At 71.8% G+C, this 16,984-nt stretch carries 14 protein-coding genes and 1 tRNA gene; 8 read left to right on the top strand and 7 right to left on the bottom strand.

Annotated elements, in window-relative coordinates:
- The first annotated feature begins 19 nt into the window (after positions 1-19).
- The 3 genes from efeB to F0L68_RS15720 all read left to right on the top strand — a co-directional run bounded on the left by efeB (position 20) and on the right by F0L68_RS15720 (position 4,452).
- Complete coding sequence (gene efeB / locus F0L68_RS15730; RefSeq protein WP_149850319.1) at positions 20-1,249, top strand: iron uptake transporter deferrochelatase/peroxidase subunit; 1,230 nt, start codon at positions 20-22, stop codon at positions 1,247-1,249.
- Positions 1,250-1,459: 210 nt separating this feature from the next.
- Positions 1,460-2,266, top strand: coding sequence for an SAM-dependent methyltransferase (locus F0L68_RS15725; RefSeq protein ID WP_149850318.1), 807 nt, complete (start codon positions 1,460-1,462; stop codon positions 2,264-2,266).
- A gap of 56 nt (positions 2,267-2,322) precedes the next feature.
- Positions 2,323-4,452, top strand: coding sequence for a putative bifunctional diguanylate cyclase/phosphodiesterase (locus F0L68_RS15720; protein WP_188316600.1), 2,130 nt, complete (start codon positions 2,323-2,325; stop codon positions 4,450-4,452).
- On the opposite strand, the gene F0L68_RS15715 is transcribed toward F0L68_RS15720, so the two are convergent.
- Entirely contained in the window at positions 4,386-5,075 is a 690-nt protein-coding gene (locus F0L68_RS15715) for a TetR/AcrR family transcriptional regulator (protein ID WP_149850316.1), read from the bottom strand. The genes F0L68_RS15720 and F0L68_RS15715 overlap by 67 nt on opposite strands.
- A gap of 84 nt (positions 5,076-5,159) precedes the next feature.
- Between F0L68_RS15715 and F0L68_RS15710 the strand changes: the two genes are divergently transcribed.
- Together F0L68_RS15710 and F0L68_RS15705 are read left to right on the top strand one after the other, a co-directional pair.
- A complete protein-coding gene (locus tag F0L68_RS15710; RefSeq protein ID WP_149850315.1) occupies positions 5,160-6,773 on the top strand; it encodes an FAD-dependent oxidoreductase in 1,614 nt (537 codons plus the stop codon).
- A gap of 77 nt (positions 6,774-6,850) precedes the next feature.
- Complete coding sequence (locus F0L68_RS15705) at positions 6,851-7,057, top strand: hypothetical protein (RefSeq protein ID WP_149850314.1); 207 nt, start codon at positions 6,851-6,853, stop codon at positions 7,055-7,057.
- Positions 7,058-7,092: 35 nt separating this feature from the next.
- Here the strand turns inward: F0L68_RS15705 and F0L68_RS15700 are convergent, their stop codons facing one another.
- Positions 7,093-7,722, bottom strand: a complete 630-nt coding sequence (locus tag F0L68_RS15700; protein WP_149850313.1) for a YigZ family protein — start codon at positions 7,720-7,722, stop codon at positions 7,093-7,095.
- A gap of 278 nt (positions 7,723-8,000) precedes the next feature.
- Here F0L68_RS15700 and F0L68_RS15695 point away from each other — a divergent pair.
- Positions 8,001-8,071 (top strand) — tRNA-Cys (locus F0L68_RS15695).
- Positions 8,072-8,135: 64 nt separating this feature from the next.
- Here F0L68_RS15695 and F0L68_RS42375 read toward each other — a convergent pair.
- Positions 8,136-8,297, bottom strand: coding sequence for a hypothetical protein (locus F0L68_RS42375; protein ID WP_188316599.1), 162 nt, complete (start codon positions 8,295-8,297; stop codon positions 8,136-8,138).
- Positions 8,298-9,238: 941 nt separating this feature from the next.
- Here F0L68_RS42375 and F0L68_RS15690 point away from each other — a divergent pair.
- Positions 9,239-10,504 carry a helix-turn-helix domain-containing protein gene (locus F0L68_RS15690; protein WP_188316598.1) on the top strand — a complete coding sequence of 422 codons (1,266 nt, stop codon included), beginning with the start codon at positions 9,239-9,241 and terminating at the stop codon, positions 10,502-10,504.
- Between the two features lie 319 nt (positions 10,505-10,823).
- Entirely contained in the window at positions 10,824-11,831 is a 1,008-nt protein-coding gene (locus tag F0L68_RS15685; protein ID WP_149850311.1) for a helix-turn-helix transcriptional regulator, read from the top strand.
- Between the two features lie 162 nt (positions 11,832-11,993).
- Here the strand turns inward: F0L68_RS15685 and F0L68_RS15680 are convergent, their stop codons facing one another.
- The 4 genes from F0L68_RS15680 to F0L68_RS15665 form a co-directional block, all read right to left on the bottom strand.
- The gene (locus F0L68_RS15680; protein WP_149850310.1) at positions 11,994-13,139 is read right to left on the bottom strand and encodes a carboxylate-amine ligase; all 1,146 of its coding nucleotides are present in this window, start codon (positions 13,137-13,139) and stop codon (positions 11,994-11,996) included.
- 234 nt (positions 13,140-13,373) lie between these two features.
- A complete protein-coding gene (locus tag F0L68_RS15675) occupies positions 13,374-15,089 on the bottom strand; it encodes a GGDEF domain-containing protein (RefSeq protein WP_149850309.1) in 1,716 nt (571 codons plus the stop codon).
- Between the two features lie 195 nt (positions 15,090-15,284).
- Positions 15,285-16,430: a lycopene cyclase family protein gene (locus tag F0L68_RS15670; protein ID WP_149850308.1), complete on the bottom strand. Its 1,146-nt coding sequence runs from the start codon at positions 16,428-16,430 to the stop codon at positions 15,285-15,287.
- A 168-nt stretch (positions 16,431-16,598) separates the two neighbouring features.
- Positions 16,599-16,838 carry a hypothetical protein gene (locus F0L68_RS15665; RefSeq protein WP_149850307.1) on the bottom strand — a complete coding sequence of 80 codons (240 nt, stop codon included), beginning with the start codon at positions 16,836-16,838 and terminating at the stop codon, positions 16,599-16,601.
- Positions 16,839-16,984 lie beyond the last annotated feature (146 nt).

The raw sequence follows: 16,984 nt of genomic DNA, 5'->3' as shown, positions 1-16,984 counted from the left end.
CGAGGACAAGGGAAGACTGATGCAGCTCAGCAGGCGTAGGTTCCTCCAGGGCACCGGTGCCGGGGTCGCCGGCACCGCGCTGACCGGCGGCCTGCTCGTGGCCGGGGCGCACGCGGACACCGCGGCGGGCTCCGCGCCCGCCGCCGCGACCGCGCCCGAGTCGGTGCCCTTCCACGGCGCGCATCAGGCCGGCGTGTTCACGCCGCCGCAGCGGGCCGGCATGTTCGCCGCCTTCGACGTGACCGCGGCCGACAAACCAGCGCTCGCTGCGCTGATGCGGACGCTGACCGAACGGGCCCGCTTCCTCACCTCGGGCGGCACGCCCGCCGACCTCGGCGTCGGCTCGCCGCCGTCGGACAGCGCGGTGCTCGGGCCGTCCGTGCCGGCCGACGGCCTGACCATCACGGTCTCGGTCGGTCCCTCGCTGTTCGACGACCGGTTCGGCCTCGCCGACCGCAAGCCGGTGCGGCTCGCGCCGATGCCGACCTTCAAGAACGACTCGCTCGATCCCAAGTGGTGCCACGGGGATCTGATGGTGCAGATCTGCGCGAACAACCCGGACACCGTGCAGCACGCGCTGCGCGACCTCGCCAAGCACACCAGGGGCGCGATGCAGCTGCGCTACCGGATCAACGGCTTCGTGTCGCCGCCGCGCCCGTCCGGCGCGCCGCGCAACCTGATGGGCTTCAAGGACGGCATCGCCAATCCGCAGCAGGACGAGGCGGACAAGCTGATCTGGGTCCAGCCCGGCGCGGGGGAGCCGTCCTGGGCCGTCGGCGGCGCCTACCAGGTGGTGCGCACGATCCGGATGCTGGTGGAGTTCTGGGACCGGGTGTCGCTCGCCGAGCAGGAGAAGATGTTCGGGCGCAAGCGGGACAGCGGCGCACCGCTGGACGGCCGCGACGAGCTGGACGCGCCGGACTACGGCAAGGACCCCGACGGCAAGGTGATCCCGGTCGACGCGCACATCCGCAGGGCGAACCCGCGCACCGGGGAGACCGACAAGAACCGGTTGCTGCGCAGGGGTTACAACTACGACCTCGGCGTGGACACCAACGGCAACGTGGACGTCGGCCTGGTGTTCTGCTGCTACCAGCAGGACGTGGTGCGGCAGTTCGAGACCGTGCAGAAGCGCCTCGCCGACGAGCCCCTCGTGGACTACATCCAGCCCTACGGCGGCGGCTACTTCTACACGCTGCCCGGCGTCCGCGACGACAGGGACTGGTACGCCAGCGCGCTGCTCGCCTGACCGGGCCGCGCCGATTCGGGCGATCGGCCCCGACCGAACCACCTGGATGAACCGTGCATGCGGCTGAGAGTGTTCCCCCATTCGGTTACTCGTGCTTGCCTGCCTGTCCGAATGAGTGAACCTTGGTGTGCGCCGATTGGGCGACCGAGAGTGATCAGTATTGTCATGGGTCGTCGCCGACAGGAATTCAGTGCGAAAGTGCGGTGTGCCGTGGTTGAACGGGTCAGCTGGGTGCCGGACGGGGTCAACGTCGAACTCCCCGTGTCAGCGCGGATCTATGACTACCTTCTCGGGGGAGCGCACAACTTCCAGGTGGACCGCGACACCGCGGAGCAGCTCATCCAGGTCCTGCCGGTGCGGGACATGGCCAGGCTCAACCGTTCCTATCTGCGCCGCGTCGTGCTGCACATGGTGGAGTCCGGCATCAGGCAGTTCCTCGACCTCGGCTCGGGCATCCCGACCGTCGGCAACGTGCACGAGGTCGCGCAGGAGGCGGACCCGTCCTGCCGCGTCGTGTACGTGGACTTCGAGCCGGTCGCGGTCACGCACGCCCAGATGATGTTGCAGGACAACGAGAACGCCATCGCGATCCAGGCCGACCTGCGCAATCCGGAGGCCATCCTGCGGGCCGCCGAGACGCGGCGGCTGCTCGACTTCAGCAAGCCCGTCGGCCTGTTGATCGTCGGCGTCCTCCAGTTCATCCCGGACGAGGACAAGCCGTGGGACATCGTGGCCAGGTACCGCGAGGAGCTGGCGCCGGGCAGCTATCTCGCGCTGTCCCACTTCACCGCCGACAGCATGCCGAAGGCGATGGCGGAGGGCGCCGAGATCTTCAAGAACACCGCGGAGCCCATCACGCCGCGCACCCGCGAGCAGGTGCTGGCCATGGCCGAGGGCCTCGAACTCGTCGAGCCGGGCCTGGTGTTCACGCCGGAATGGCGGCCGGAAGAGGGCGAGATCCTCGGCGACGACCCGACCAGGGCGAACCTGTATGCCATCGTCGGCAGAAAGCCCTGACCCCTGGGCGACACGGGGCGTGGTCGGTGAATCGGCAACGGGTCGATGAGGGATCGATGTCAGGCGCGGCCGGCGATTCGCCGTCCGCGCTGCGCGCCAGGCTGACGGTTGACTGGGCGAACACGATCACCAGGACGGCCTACGTGCCGATGGCGCGCGCCACCATCGAGCACCAACTGCGCGGCCTGGTCGACCGGATGGTGGACGAGCTGACCGTGCCGGCGTACTCGCCGCGCGCCGGCGGCCCGGTTGGCCAGTGGCTGGTCGCGGCGCGCCTGACCGGCCCGGACGGCCTGCAACGCTCGATGGACCTGTTGGGGCGTCGGCTCCTCGCGCTGCCGGAGCTTGGCCAGGTGCCCGACCGGGCCGACCGGGTGGTCCTGCTGCTCGGCGCGCTGGCCACCGGGTACGCGCAGGCCCTGCGGCACGAGGTGTTCCAGCAGCAGGAGCGGGTCAAGGAGGCGCTGCTGCTGGCGAAGGAGAACGCCGAGCGGGACCTGCACGACAGCCAGGCGCGCTTCCAGCAGGTCTTCTCGTCCTCGGCCGTCGGCGTCGTGATCAGTGACCTGGCCGGCTCCTTCGTCGAGGCGAACCCGGCGCTGGTGGAGATGCTCGGCTACGAGGCCGAGGACTACGTGCGGCACGGCCCCAACGCCCTGTTCGACCCGTCCGACGCGGCGGCACTGCGCGCGAGATGCCGGCGGATGCTCGACGACGGCGAGGACCGCGTGCGCGAGCAACGCCAGCTCACCCGCCGCGACAGCGACACGATGTGGGCCTACGTCGCGCTGTCCGTGCTGCGCGACGCGGAGGGCCTGCCCAGCTACTTCGTCGCGGTGCTTGAGGACATCACCGACCTGCGGATGCTCCAGGAGTACCTGCGGCGACAGGCGTTGCAGGACATGACGACCGGCCTGCCCAACCGGCACAGCTTCCTGTCCAAGCTGGAGGAGGTCCTCGGCAGGCTGACCGCGTCGGCCGGCGTGACCCTGTGCTACCTGGACCTGGACGGTGTCCGGGTGATCAACGACGGCCTCGGCTGCGACGCCGGCGACGAACTGCTCAAGACGGTGGCCGGCAGGCTGAGTGACGTCGTCGCGGACGAGCGGGCGACCGTGGCCAGGCTCGGCGGCGACGAGTTCGCGATCCTGCTTGAGCACGCGTCGGGGACCGCCGACGTGAGCGCGCTGGCCGAGTCGATCTACGCCGAGCTGGCCGAGCCGATCTACCTGCGTGGCGAGGGCGTCGCGGTGCCGGCGAGCATGGGGTTCGCGCGGGCCACCGGGCGCGGCGTCGAGCCGTTGGAACTCCTGCGGCAGGCGCACAGCGCGCTGCGGACGGCCGAGCTGGGTGGCAAGCGCCAGTGGGGCATCTACGACGGCGACCGCGACAGCGGGGACCGCGCGGACCTCGTCCTGGCCGCCGGCATGCCAGGCGCGTGGGAGAACGGCGAGCTCGGCCTCGACTTCCAGCCGGTGTTCGCGCTGGCGGACCGGCGGTTGGCGGCGATCGCGGTGTTGCTGCGGTGGGACCGTCCCGGGGAGGGCGTGCTGCCGCACGAGCGGAGCGCCGGGTTCGCCGAGCGGATCGGGCTGAGCGTGCCGCTCGGCCGGTGGCTGCTGCACGGCGCGTGCGAGCAGCTGGCGGCCTGGCGGGACCGGTTCGGCGACCGGGTGCCGCCGTTGAGCGTCGGCCTGTCGCCGCAGCAGTCCGGCGATCCCGACCTGGTCGCGACCGTCGGCACGACCCTGGGGTCGGTCGGCCTGCCCGCCGACTGGGTGCAGCTCGAGCTCGCGACCGGGGCACTGGTCGCCGACCGGGCTGAGGCGCGGGAGAACCTGGAAGTGTTGGCGGACAAGGGGATTCGGATAGCGCTGCACGGATTCGGCGGCGGCCTCGACGAACTCGCTCTGCTGGAGAGCGGCCGGGTGCGGCTGGTGCGGCTGGCGGCCCGGCCGCTGACCCGCCTGGACACCACGGACTCGGCGACCGCGCGGGCGGTGGCCGCCGTGGTCGCGTTGGCGCACTCCACCGGCACGCTGGTGACCGTGGACGGCGTCGAGTCGGCGAGTCAGGCCGACTGGTATCGAAGCGTCGGCGTTGACTACGCCAGGGGCCGTTACCTCGCGCCGCCCGTTGGCTCAGCGGGGCTGACCGAGTTGCTGGTGGCGGAACTCGCGCCGTAACCGCCGATGCCGTGCTCCAGCAGGTCGAACGCGGCGTCGATCACGCCGACCTGCTCGCGGCGCACCTGGTCGCCCGGCATGCCGGCCAGCAGCTTCGCGATCGGCGTCCGGTAGACGGCGTGCAGCGTCGCGGAGAGCAGCACGCCAATCAGACGCGCCCGCACCCGGTCGTCGGCGTCGACGGCCTCCGCGGCGAGGATGTCCATGAGCGTCTGCTCGGTCTCCCTGCCCTGTTCGAGGGCGCGCGTCTGGAGCGCCCGGCTGCCCGCGACGACCGTGCTGAAGCGGACGATCCCGTCGATCGCGCCGGACAGCGGATGCTGCCGCGCGAGCAGGTCATGGCTGTACCGGCGCATGGCCTCCGCCACGGACTCACCCGGCGCGCGGCGGGTGATCTCGCGGCGCAGCTCCTCGAGCAGGTCCCGGTGCCGATCGAGGAAGAGGTCCTCCTTGCGAGGGAAGTAGTTGAAGACCGTCATCTTGGAGACGTTGGCGGCGGCGGCGACCTCGGCCACCGTCACGTTGTCGAAGCCCCGTGCGATGAACAGCCCCGACGCCACGTCGGAGATGCGCCGCCGCGTCTCGCACTTCTTTCGCTCACGCAAGCCAGGCTCGTCGGTCATGGGCTAAAGGTATACCAGACCAAAAACTTGACTCGGTCTAAAAATCTCGGCACACTGTGATCACCAACCAAGGGGGAGACAGCGATGCGATACGACGTTGTGGTGTCCGGGGCGGGCCCGGTCGGCCTCCTGCTGGCGTGCGAGCTGCGACTGCACGGGGTGAGCGTGCTGGTGCTCGAGCGGCTGGCCGAACCGAGCGTCACCGTCAAGGCCGGCTCGGTCAACGTCCCGTCGGCCGAGGCGTTCTACCGGCGCGGGCTGCTCGGCCCGCTGGCCGATGTGCACCAGACGAACGCGGAACGGATGCGCGCGTTCCTAGCCGAGTCTGCTCCTGCGCCGCAGGCCGCCCCTGCGCCGCAGGCCGCCGACACGCCGCCGCCCGCCAGGCTGCCGAGGCTCGCCCACTTCGGCGGCCTGTTCGGGCTCGACTTCGACCGCCTCGACCCGGCCGATCCCGACCTGAGCCCAAGCCCGGCCGTCGGAGTGGTTTTCGTGCCACAGCTGGAGACCGAGCGCATCCTCGCCGAGCGGGCGGCCGAACTCGGCGTGGACGTGCTGCGCGGCCACGAGTTCATCGGCTTCACCCAGGACGACGAGACCGTCACGATCACCGCGCAGGGTCCGGACGGCGAGGTCCGGCTGACGGCCGGCTACCTGGTCGGCTGCGACGGCGGCCGCAGCGCCGTCCGCAAGGCCGCCGGCTTCGACTTTCCTGGCACGGCGCCGACAATCACCGGCCACCAGGCCATCGTGGACATCGCCGACCCGGAGAAGCTGAAGCTCGGCTGGAACCGCACCCCGACTGGGTTGGTGATCTACGGACCGGTGCCCGGCCGGATCCTGACCGTGGAGTTCGACGGCCCGCCGGCCGACCGGGACGCCCCGATCACGCTGGCGGAGGTGCAGGACAGCCTGCGGCGGGTCAGCGGAACCGACGTCACGGTCACCGCCGTGCACTCGGCGACCCGGTTCACCGACAACGCCAGGCAGGCCAGCACCTACCGGCTCGGGCGGGTGCTGCTGGCCGGCGACGCCGCGCACGTGCACTCGCCGTTCGGCGGGCAGGGGCTGAACCTCGGGCTCCAGGACGCGGCCAACCTCGGCTGGAAGCTCGCCGCGACGGTGGCGGGCTGGGCGCCGGAGGGACTGCTGGACACCTACACCGCCGAGCGGCACCCGATCGGCGCCAGGGTGCTGGAGATCACCAGGGCCCAGGTGGCGCTGCTGCGGCCGGACGAGCACACCTCGGCCCTGCGCCAGGTGGTGTCCGACCTGATGGGGACCGACGACGGCAACGCGTACTTCGTCAAGATGATCGCCGGCTTCGGGATCAGCTACGACCTCGGCGGCGGCCACGAGCTGGTCGGCCGCCGCGCCCCGGACGTCGTCCTCGCGGACGGCCGGCGGCTCGGCGACCTCGGCCACGACGGCCGCCCGGTGCTGCTCGACCTGGCCGACACGGCGGGCCTGCCGGCCGCGGCGCGGGACTGGTCGGCCAGGGTCACCGTGGTGACCGCCAGCCCGGCGGAGGCGCCCGACGCTCTCGTCGCCCAGCAGGGCATCGCCGCGCTCCTGGTCCGCCCGGACGGCTATGTCGCCTGGGTCGCCGGCACGGGCGAGGCCCCCGATCTCGACGCGCTGCGCGCCGCGCTCGCCACCTGGTTCGGTGCGCCGGTACCCGCACCCGTGGCGGCCTGATCACGAGTCGCGACACGACACGATGGGGGCGCGGTCGATCCCGGGCCGACCGCGCCCCGTCGGGTTAGCATCGCGACGTGTCTGACCTGACCACCGTGAACGAGCGGGAACGCGCCGAGGTGCTCGAGCTGATCGGCCTCGCGTCCGCGCAGATCGAGGCGTGGACCGTCGAGCGGGATCGGTTGGTGCGCAAGGCAAGAGCGCTCGGCGGGCTTGCGGTGCGCGGCGAAGCCGGGGCCGGCAGGCGGGTGAAACGGGAACGCACTCTGTCCATCGTGGAGTGATCCCTACCCGGGAGTCGGTGACCCCTCCGGGTGAGTCAGGGCAGTTCCAACAGGACCTCGCCGCCGACGGCGACGTCGGCCCGGCCGTTGCTCTGCTCGGCGATCCAGTGCGCGAACGCGTCCACCTCGCCGATCGGCACGTGCACGAGCACCGTCACCCGCTCCGCGTAGGAGATCTCGCCGAGCAGGTACGGCGAGCCGTGCAGGGCGTGCTCCAGCCTGCCGGCCTCGGCGTGCCCGACGGTCACCGTCATCGCCCGGAACGGCACCCTGCGCACGAGACCGACCGCGTCGATCGCCTCGGCGACGGCCCGGCTGTACGCGCGGATCAGCCCGCCAGCGCCGAGCATGACGCCGCCGAAGTGGCGGGTCACCACGGCGACCGTGTCGGTCACCTCGCGCCTGCGCAGCACCTCCAGCATCGGCACGCCCGCGGTGCCGCCCGGCTCGCCGTCGTCGTTGGTCTTCTGCGCCTGGCCGCCGGGCCCGATCCGGTAGGCCGTGCAGTTGTGCGTGGCGTTCCAGTGCGCCTTGCGGACCGCCGCGATGAACTCCTCGGCCGCGCGCTCGTCCTCGGCCCGGCCGAGGCTGCACAGGAACCGGGACTTCTTGATCTCGATCTCGTGCGTCCCCTGACAGGCGACGACGTGGTACTGCTCGGGCATGATCGCCTAACGGCCGGGGTGAGGGCACCCCGATGCTATGTCCTGCCCGTCCGCTTCCCCCGACCGGCGCGCTCCCAGTGGCTGGGAAGCCGCCAACGCTCTTGACCTCGGCGGCCGCTGCTGGCACCGTCTGTTTCGTGACCCACCATCGGCGGCCCGCCACCCTTGTGTACATCGTTCCGCGATGTACGACGGCGTGGACGTGCGCCCGGCCGGCGGCTCGCATCGTGTCGTTCTGACACCGCCCCAGGCCACGTCCGCAGTCGGCAGCGACTCATGGCGGAGTGGCCGAGTGGATAGGCAGAGGCCTGCAAAGCCTCGTACGCGGGTTCGAATCCCGTCTCCGCCTCACAGTGTCAGAACCGGCCGGTCGGCGACGCGGAACCCGTCGCGCCGGCCAGCCCCGTTCCGTCCTACTCGGCGTGACGTCGGCGCCGTGGCGCCTCCTGTGGTTCTGGCGCGGTCGCCGCAGGCGCCTTCTCGGCGGCAGGCTGGGGCGGGGTCGCCGGCACCTGGTACTCGAGCTTGACGGCCAACTGCTCGACGAGCTGGTCGAAGATCGGTGTTGAACTCATTGGAAAGCTGCTCCCGCGTGCCGGCAGTTCGGTGTGATCAGGTTCCCAGATTCGGGCAACCACGCGCAGGTGAAATCCCGCCGACGAAATCTACTTGCAGTGCGCGCTCCGGTGCCTCCGTCCCGCGCGGATGGCCACCGAAGGGGGATTCCGGCTCCGGTGCGTGATCACGGCCGTCGAGTCGCCCGAGGTCCCGGTCCACGTGGTGAGTAATTTACGGATTTACTATCTATCTCGACACTCGTCAACACGGTGAATGGTACATCGGTAAGTTACATTTCTGGGCGCCGTTCGTGCCGGCTACGTTACCGCAGTAATGTCAGACATCCGGCGGTTGATCAGCCTATCAAGCCTACCGGCGGAATTCCATTTCACCGGGATTTCGACATCCTTCGACATCCGCTTCCCGCGCCGCCGGGGCGGCGTGGTTCAGCGTCGATTCGGCGGCGCGCGGGACGCGTCGGCCCGCTCCGTCCCGCGCCGGGCGTGGGGCGCCGGGACCCGGCGGTCCCGGCGGGGTCGGCCGAGGGTGCGACGCCCTCCGCACCATGAGAACTCTTCGGATATTCTCTCAGCCAGCAATGACTGGCATACTGCGCGATCTTTTCTGCCGGGCTGGCCGGCCGGCTGCGCGATCGGGTAGGTCGGGCGGGGGCGCCGCGTCGGATCAGCCGGCTCCGCCGGATGGCGGCGGCGGGTTCGGCCGGGTCACCTCGGTCGACGCGCGTCCGACAGCTCGCGGGCTGGTCGACGTATCTCCGTGGCCGGTTCGTGCACTTGCCTACTGGGGGCGTGTCCTTTCGGTTGCCCGTTCGTTGTGCTACGCGGTCGTGGAAAGGGCAGGCTTCTCGGATTGGGCATAGAGCTGAAGTGACTGGTGGGTTTACTGTAGTTACTAGAGGGTTGACACCAACGCGCGCGGTGTAATGGGGTTGTGGTTCATGAACATGATCAACATTCAGCAGCCGGAGTTCGGCCGGCGGCTGAAGCGGCTGCGGGCCGAGCGGGGCCTGTCCCAGCGTGACGTCGCGGTCGGCGTGGTCAACCCCAGCTACATCTCCCTGCTCGAGTCCGGCTCGCGCGTGCCGACGCTCGAGGTGGCGCTGCACATCGCCAGGGCGCTCGACGTTCCCCTGAACGCGCTCGTGGAGGGCACCGCGGCGCCGATCGGCGGCCTGTCCGGCTCGGCGGACGGCCGGCTCGTCCGGGACCTGTTGGCCCGCAACGCCTACGAGTTCGGCGACCTGGCCGAGGCGCAGGCGCGGTTCACCGAGGCGTACCAGACGGCGCGCGGCGAGGGCTCGCCGCTGGCGGTGCTCACCTACGGGCTGGCGCTCCAGGACATCCTGGTGCTCCGCTCCGACGACGCGGCGCGGGACGCGCTGCTGGTCGACCTGGCGATCGCGGCCGAGCAGCTCGGCACGCCGGAGCTGATCGTGCGCATCAGGATCGACCGCGCCGCCGCGGCCCGCGACGTCGGCAGGCTCTCCGAGGCGCTCGAACTGGCCGAGCAGGCCGCCGAGGCGATCGGCCGCACCGACCTGGCGGACACCAGCGAGCACGTCAGGACGCTCGGCGTGCTGGTCTCCATCCGCTGCGACTGCGGCGACCCCGGCGAGGTGCCCAGGCTCATCGACCAGATGCTGCGGGTGGCCACGGCGCTGGACAGCGCGCCGGTCACCGGGCGCGCGCACTGGGTGGCGTCCGTGGCCTACAGCCGGATCGGCCGTCCGGAACTCGCCGAGCGGCACGTCCGGGAGGCGCGGGAGATGCTGGCGACGCCCGCGACCTCCGTGCACGAGTGGGCCAAGTTCTCCCGCGCGGCGGCGTCCGCGCTGTTGGAGTCGGGCGCCAACCCCGAGGAGGTCGTGCAGTACCTCAACGGCGCGCGGGCCGCCTCGACCATCATCGACGCCCCGGCGGACGCGGCCTACCTGGCCAGCCTGGAGACCCGCTACGCGTTGGCGACCGGCGACGCCGAGCGGGCGGTGCGGCTGAGCGACTTCGTCGAGCACGATCCCGGCGAGCTGACCGTGTCGGAGCTGGCCAGGCTCCGGTTAGCCAGGGGCAGGGCGCTGCACCTGCTCGGGCGCACCGACGAGGCAGCCGAGCAGCTCCGGGTCGCGGCGACGCTGTGCGACGACCTGGAGGCGTACCGGCTGGCCGCGCAGATCTGGCGGGAGCTGGCCGAGCTGCGGCCGCACTGACGGTCGCGGCCACAACTTTTCTCCAGTAACGTCCGATCGAGCCCATTCGCCTGAGGTCAAGTCATCCCGCGCGCGTCACCGGACGGGCCAGAAACGTCGAGTGAACGTTCGCCGCCGCGCGTCGGCTAGCGCCGTTCGGGCGATTTGACCGCCTCCTGTCCGCATGCCTGGCCGACCGATCGTGACCTCGCGTAGCGGCCGGTGCCAGTTGGTAACGGGTATTGACTCGAGTGATGGCGGGTCTTGTTCTGTCGCTGTTACATCGGTTATTTTGCCATGACTCAAGTAACCGGGTTCGTGCGGCTGGCAGCCAGCCAACTTGCGACGCACAGTCGAGCTGCTCTGGGGGCAGGCGATGTCGGACAGTGTGAACGGTTTGGAGCTCGGTCTCGGCGTCCAGCCGGATCTGGTCTACCGGACGATGCTGCGCCGCCCGAGGTGGCGCCTTTCGGACCTGGTCCGCGAGCTGGGCTGGGACGACGGCGGCACCCGCGACGTGGTTGGCGCCCTGCGGGCCGAGGGCTTCGTGGTCAGCTCGGCCGACGACCCGGACGCGATCAGGGCCGTCGAGCCGTGCGTCGCGCTGCCGGCGTTGGCCGCCAAGCGGATGCGGGGCCCCACCGCGGGCACCTGCGTGCCGAAGGCCGCCGCCGTCGAGCGGTTCGTCACCTGGCACGAGCGGGCCGCCGAGTGGTCGGGGGAGCACCGCCATCCCGGCGGGCTGGACGAGGTCGCCGCCGTGGTCGAGCGCCTGGTCGCCGGGGTGATGCACGAGGTCACCATGCTGGTGCCGACCTACGTGCCTGGGTCGTTCGAGTTCGCCACCCAGGTCGCCGAGGCGGTGCTGCGGCGCGGCGCGTCGTTCCGGGCGATCTGGTGCGCCGAGTTCACCATGGCCCCGCCGGTGCTGGCGCACGCGCGGTGGCTCGGTCAGCGCGGCTGCGCGCCTCGGGCGGCGCAGGTGGTGCCGACCAGGGCGGTGGTGATGGACGGGACGGTCGCCGTGCTGCTCGACGACATCGAGGCGCCAAGGGTGCTGCGCGGGGCGCGCGCGGTCGAGTCGCTGCGCAAGCTGGCGTCCGGGCTGTGGGCCACCAGCGTCGAGGTCGGCGAGGTGGCCAGGCAGGCCAGGATCGACGTGCCACGGCAGCGGTACGAGGTGGTGCTGCGGCTGCTCGCCGAGGGCCTGACCGACGACGCGGTAGCCAACCGGATCGGCGTGAGCGTTCGCACTGTCCGCAACGACGTCGCGTCGGCGATGGCCGGGTTGGACGCGCGGAGCCGGTTTCAGGCCGGTGTGCGGGCCGCGCAGCTGGGCCTGCTCTGACTGGGCCTGCTCTGATGGCGCCTGCTCTAACCGCGCCTGCTCTAACCGCGCCTGCTCTAACCGCGCCTGCTCTGACTGGGCCTGCTCTGATGGCGCCTGCTCTAACCGCGCCTGCTCTAACCGCGCCCGCCGGCGAGAGTCACCCGCGCCAGCCGGCGGGGGTCACTCGCCTGCGGTCTGCGCGGTCAGCAGGTCAACCACGTCCGAGAGGCGTCCGCGCGTCCGGAACGCGTTGCGCTGCCGCTGCGCGGCGGACCCGTCCATCAGCATCCGGTCGACCGACGACGAGACCAGCTCGAAGTCGCCGCTCGCCTCCAGCGCGGGGCGCGCCCAGGTCATCAGGTGCTTGACCAGCGCGGCCGCCGGCACCAGCTTGCCGGTGCGCGGGTCGACGCCCGCGCCCTCCAGCCCGTCCTTGGCCGAGCGCCACAGCGCCGCGCGCAGCACGTGCGGGGGCGGCGCGGCCGCGGCCTCCGTGCCGAACAGCGCCATCCCGGCGATCGCCCTGCCGAGCGCCGCGATCAGCACGGCCTCGTCGACCGTGCCGGCGACGTCGCAGACCCGCAGCTCGACGGTGGGGTGGTTGGCGGAGAGCCGGACGTCCCAGTAGAGCATTCCGCGATCCATCGCCGCGCCGCTGTCCAGCAGTGAGCCGAGCGCGGCGTGGTAGTCCTCGGCCGAGTCGAACCACGGCGGCGGCCCGGCCGAGGGCCAGCGCGCCCACACCAGGTAGCGCCAGCTCGCGTAGCCGGTGTCGTGCTCGCCCCAGAACGGCGAGTTCACGCTGATCGCCAGCAGCGTCGGCAGCCAGGCCCGCAGGTGGTTGCTGATCCGCACCCCGGTGTCGTCGTCCGGCACGCCGATGTGCACGTGGCAGCCGCAGATGATCATGCCGCCGGCGAGCGTGCCGTACACCTCGGCCATCCGCTCGTAGCGCGGGTTCGGGGTCAACGGCGCCGGCCGGACCCTGCCGAGCACCGGCGTGCCGGAGGCGACCAGCCGCGCGCCCTGTTCGCCCGCCACCCCGGCGAGCGTGCGGCGCGACAGGACCAGGTGCTCGCGCAGCTCGCTCATGGTGCGGCAGACGGGTGTCGCGGTCTCCACCTGGAACGTGGTGATCTCGGGCTGTAGCCCGAAGATCCGTTCGCCCGCCGCGGCCAGCACGGACGGCGCGACCGGGGTGATGTTCCTGGTGTCCGGGTCCACCAACAGGAACTCCTCCTCGACGCCGATCGAGAGCTGGTCGTCGGAGGACGGCCTCGGCTGCGGTAACGGGCGTCCAACGTTGGCGACCTCCGCCTCGCTCACGGTGTGCTCCTCACCAGCGTTGGTCGGGCGGACTCCTGCGGTCGGTGTCGCCCTCGACGGTGTGCTGATGCGCTCGCGGAGGGCGCAGCCGACAGCGGGTTCGTGCCCGTCAGCCGTTATGCCATGTGCGCTATGTAGCCCTGGGAATGCTAGGAGTAATCATGGTCCGGCGCATGGTGCGTTGGGTGGAACTGCGCGGGCCAAAGGTGTGGTTCGGGCTCGATTCAGGAGTCGTCAGCTCACCGCGCGGTGACGAGGGTGCTCGGGCGGGCCCATCGCGGGTTGCCCGCGCAGCACGTCGACCCGGTCGGTGTCGGGCCTGCCGAGCACCCAGCTGCACCCCTGCAACGACTTGGCCTGTTCCTTCAGCGGCGCGAGCAGCCGCGACACGTCCCGGTAGGAGCGCACGGACCCGGCCGCGCACACCAGCGTGGCCAGCGACAGCGTCACCGGCATGCCCTCCGCGTCCCTGGGCACGTCGAGGATCGCGGACGCCATCGGCACGATCTCGTCCAGCCCGGACACCACCAGGAAGTCGTCCCCGCCGACGTGTCCGACCTGCACGCCCCGCAGCGTGCCCGCCGTGTCCGCGAGGCACCGGCCGATCGCGCGGATCAGGTCGTCGCCCGCGGCGAACCCGACGGTGTCGTTGACCCGCTTGAAGCTGTCCACGTCCAGCCACGATACCGCGTGGATCTCCCGCGCCCTGATCCTGCGGTCGACCTCCCGCGCGATCGAGTCGCTGCCGGGCAACCGGGTCAGCGGGCTCAGCGCGGCGGCCTGTTCCACCTTCATCTCGGCGATGCCGCGCACCACGTCGGCCACCCGGACGACCCCGAGGCACCGTTCGGCCTCGTCCACCACGACCAGATCGTCGTTGGTGCGCTGCCGATCCGCCGAGGCGACCATGCCGAGCAGCTCGATGGCCGTCGCCTCGGTGCCGATGGTGTGCGGCTCGTCGGCCAACCTGCTGGCCTCCCGGTTGGCGTGCAGCGCGTGCCCGTACGGCCCGGTCACCGCGAGCAGGAACCTGTTGCGGTCCACCGACCACTGCGGCCGGCCGATCTCGTCGACCAGCACGACACCGGTGACGGCAGGCTGGCTGGCCAGCACCGCGCGCACCTCGTCCGCGGTGGCGTGCTCGGGCAGAGTCGTTGCGGGATGGAGGAAATCGGTGATCCGCGCGCCGGCGGCCTCGCGGGCCGGCGTCGGCGCCTGCGGCTCGCCGAGCTCGGTGATGATCGGCGCGATCGTGCTGGTGACCAGCGGCCGCCGCGAGGCGGGGGCGAGCAGGTTGCCCTGGGCGAGTCGCACCCCGAGCCTGCGCAGCGCGGACAGCTGGGCCTCGGTCTCGACGCCCTCGGCGACCAGTTGCGCGCCGGTGCGCTCAGTGAGGTGCACCAGCGCCTCGACCAGCGCGGCGCTGGCCGCGTCGTCGGGCAGGCCGGCCACCACCTGGCGGTCCAGCTTGACGATCTCCGGCGAGGTCTGGGTCAGCACGGTCAGCGGCGGGTCGCCGTCGCCGACCCCGTCCAGCCCGATGCGGAACCCGTTGCCGCGCAACCGGTCGAACCCATCGAGCAGTTCGCTCCTGCGGACCCTGGAGAAGGGCGTGCCGATCTCCAACACGACGTCGCGCGCGCGACGCCCGGTCTCGCGCAGCGCGCAGTGCAACGGTTCCAGTGTCGCGGCCGGGGCCGCAGCGGTCAGCGCGAGCAGGTTCAGGTGCAGCGGCAACACGTTCTCGTGTTCCGCCGCGTAGTAGGTCGCGTGGGCGGCGAGCGCGACATCGGTCTCGCTGAGCCGCCCAGCTCGGTGCGCGGCGCGCAGCAGGTCAGCAACGCTGCCCTTGTGCGGTCGCGCCAAGGCCTCGACCGCCACAATGCCCCCGGTGTGGAGGTTGAACAGCGGTTGGAAGGCGAAGCGGACGTCGTCCAACAACGCAGGCACGGCACGATCGTGCCCGCCCGGGTACCCCTGTGCCGAGGGGTTTAACCAGGTGTTCATGGGGCGGTGCGGGGAATCACCGGTTCGGCGGCATAGACCATGCCCTTCTGCTTGGGCTATTCCCCTTTTCCGCGCTACCAACGGTAATTGGGCCGATACGCGGTGGGTCCGGTTCACCCGGTTGCTGCCAGGCTCCGGTCAGCGCGCGGTGAGCGTGTGGCGGGCCAGTTCGGCCCGCACTGACCACCCGGCCGAGCGGAACACCGCCACCATCGCGCCGACCGTGCCGGCGACGTCGAGCCGGTCGGAGAGGTAGGCCCGCTGCCGCCGCTCCGGCAGCGTGAAGAACAGCTCGAAGAACTCGGCGACGTCCTCGGGCGGCAGGGCGAGCAGCGCGGCGAGCCCCCGGCGCCGCAGGCGGTGCACGGTGCGGGCGGCCGGCGGCCACACCGCGCGGTGCGCGGCCCGCGCCGCGGCGACCGGCCCGCGCGGCAGCGCGGCGGCGATCGCGTCGGCGACGGCCGGCGCGGTGCGCAGCGCGGCGGCGACGCCGTAGCCCGTCGCCGGGTGCACCATGGCCGCCGCCGCGCCGAAGCGCGGCACTCGACCCGGCCGGGGCAGCGGCGGGTCCACGGTGAAGCGGACCCGTTCGTGCGCCAGCGCGGTCGCGTTGAACCCGTGCGCGTCGACGCCGTGCGCGGCGAGCCGGGCCGTCAGCCGCCGCCGCAGCTCGCCGAGCGGCAGGCCGGGGCGCCGGGCCAGCGAGGTCTCCTCCAGCAGCACGCGGTCGCCGGCCAGCGGCACGCCGTACAGGAATGTGGGCCACCGCCCCAGCGGTCCCGGGCTCGGCCGCCAGTCCATCACCAGCGCCTCGCCGGGGGAGACCAGCGGCGCGGCGGCCGCCGCCGGCAGCACCACGCCGAACGCGGTCTGCTCAGCACCGCCCTCGGCCCGCCGCGCGCCGCCGCAGTGCACGACGACCGAGGCGGACAGGTCCGGACCGCCGGCCAGCCGCGCGGTCGAGCCGCGCCGGTCGTGCTCGACGCCGACGACCCGGTCCGCGAGCACCAGCAGCGCGGGGTGGTCCAGCTGCGCCAGCAGCGCCGCGTTGTCCAGCACGGCGTAGCGACGGTCCAGCGAGTGTTCGGTGCTGGCGACGATCCTGGCGGCCAGCGAACTGGCCGGGGTGCCCGCCGGCAGCTCGTCGGACCAGGCGGCGTAGGTGGCCCGCCACGGACGCCGGGGACGCGGGTCGATCAGGGCGGTGCGCAGCCCGCGCCGCGCGCACGCGCCGGCCAGCGCCCAACCCGCCGGACCGCCGCCGACGACGGCCACCTCGATCATCCGGTGATTTCAGCACAGTCCGACACGGTCGGCCGATCTCGGCCGCCATCCGGATCAGGCCGGCGTCACAGTCGGTGGCACAGTGGGAAGTCCGGCGCAGGACGGACCCTCCCCAGAGGACGGACGACCGCGCGAAACCGACTGTGTGTCGGACCTCGGACACTGGCCTTATCCCTGCCAACGATCGAGGCGCACCTCGGCGACGGTGACCTGATCTACGTCACGCTGCCCGGCAGTCCGTGCCCGGTGCTGATCGGCTTCCTCCCGCAGGGCGTCGAGAAATTCTCCTCGATGTTGTCGGAGCAGCTTCGCGCGCTCGCCGACGCAAGGAGCAGCACGGATGACGGCCGGAGCATTGTGCATCTGCGGACTCGACGTGGTCTTGGTGGCGATTCTCGCCGTGATCATCGCCGTCGTGTACGGCGAACTCGTCGCGCGCATGGCGGTTCGACGAGCTTCTACTGACCGGGCGCCACACCGAGCGCCGGACGCCACACCTCGTCAGCGTGATTCGCGATGAGGGTGGAGGTTCGAACGCCACAGCCTGACGACGA

This window comes from Solihabitans fulvus, assembly GCF_008386585.1.
GTDB classification, from domain to species: Bacteria; Actinomycetota; Actinomycetes; order Mycobacteriales; family Pseudonocardiaceae; genus Solihabitans; species Solihabitans fulvus.
Note: the sequence above shows the minus strand (reverse complement) of the source record. Positions and strands in the feature narration are given on the sequence as shown.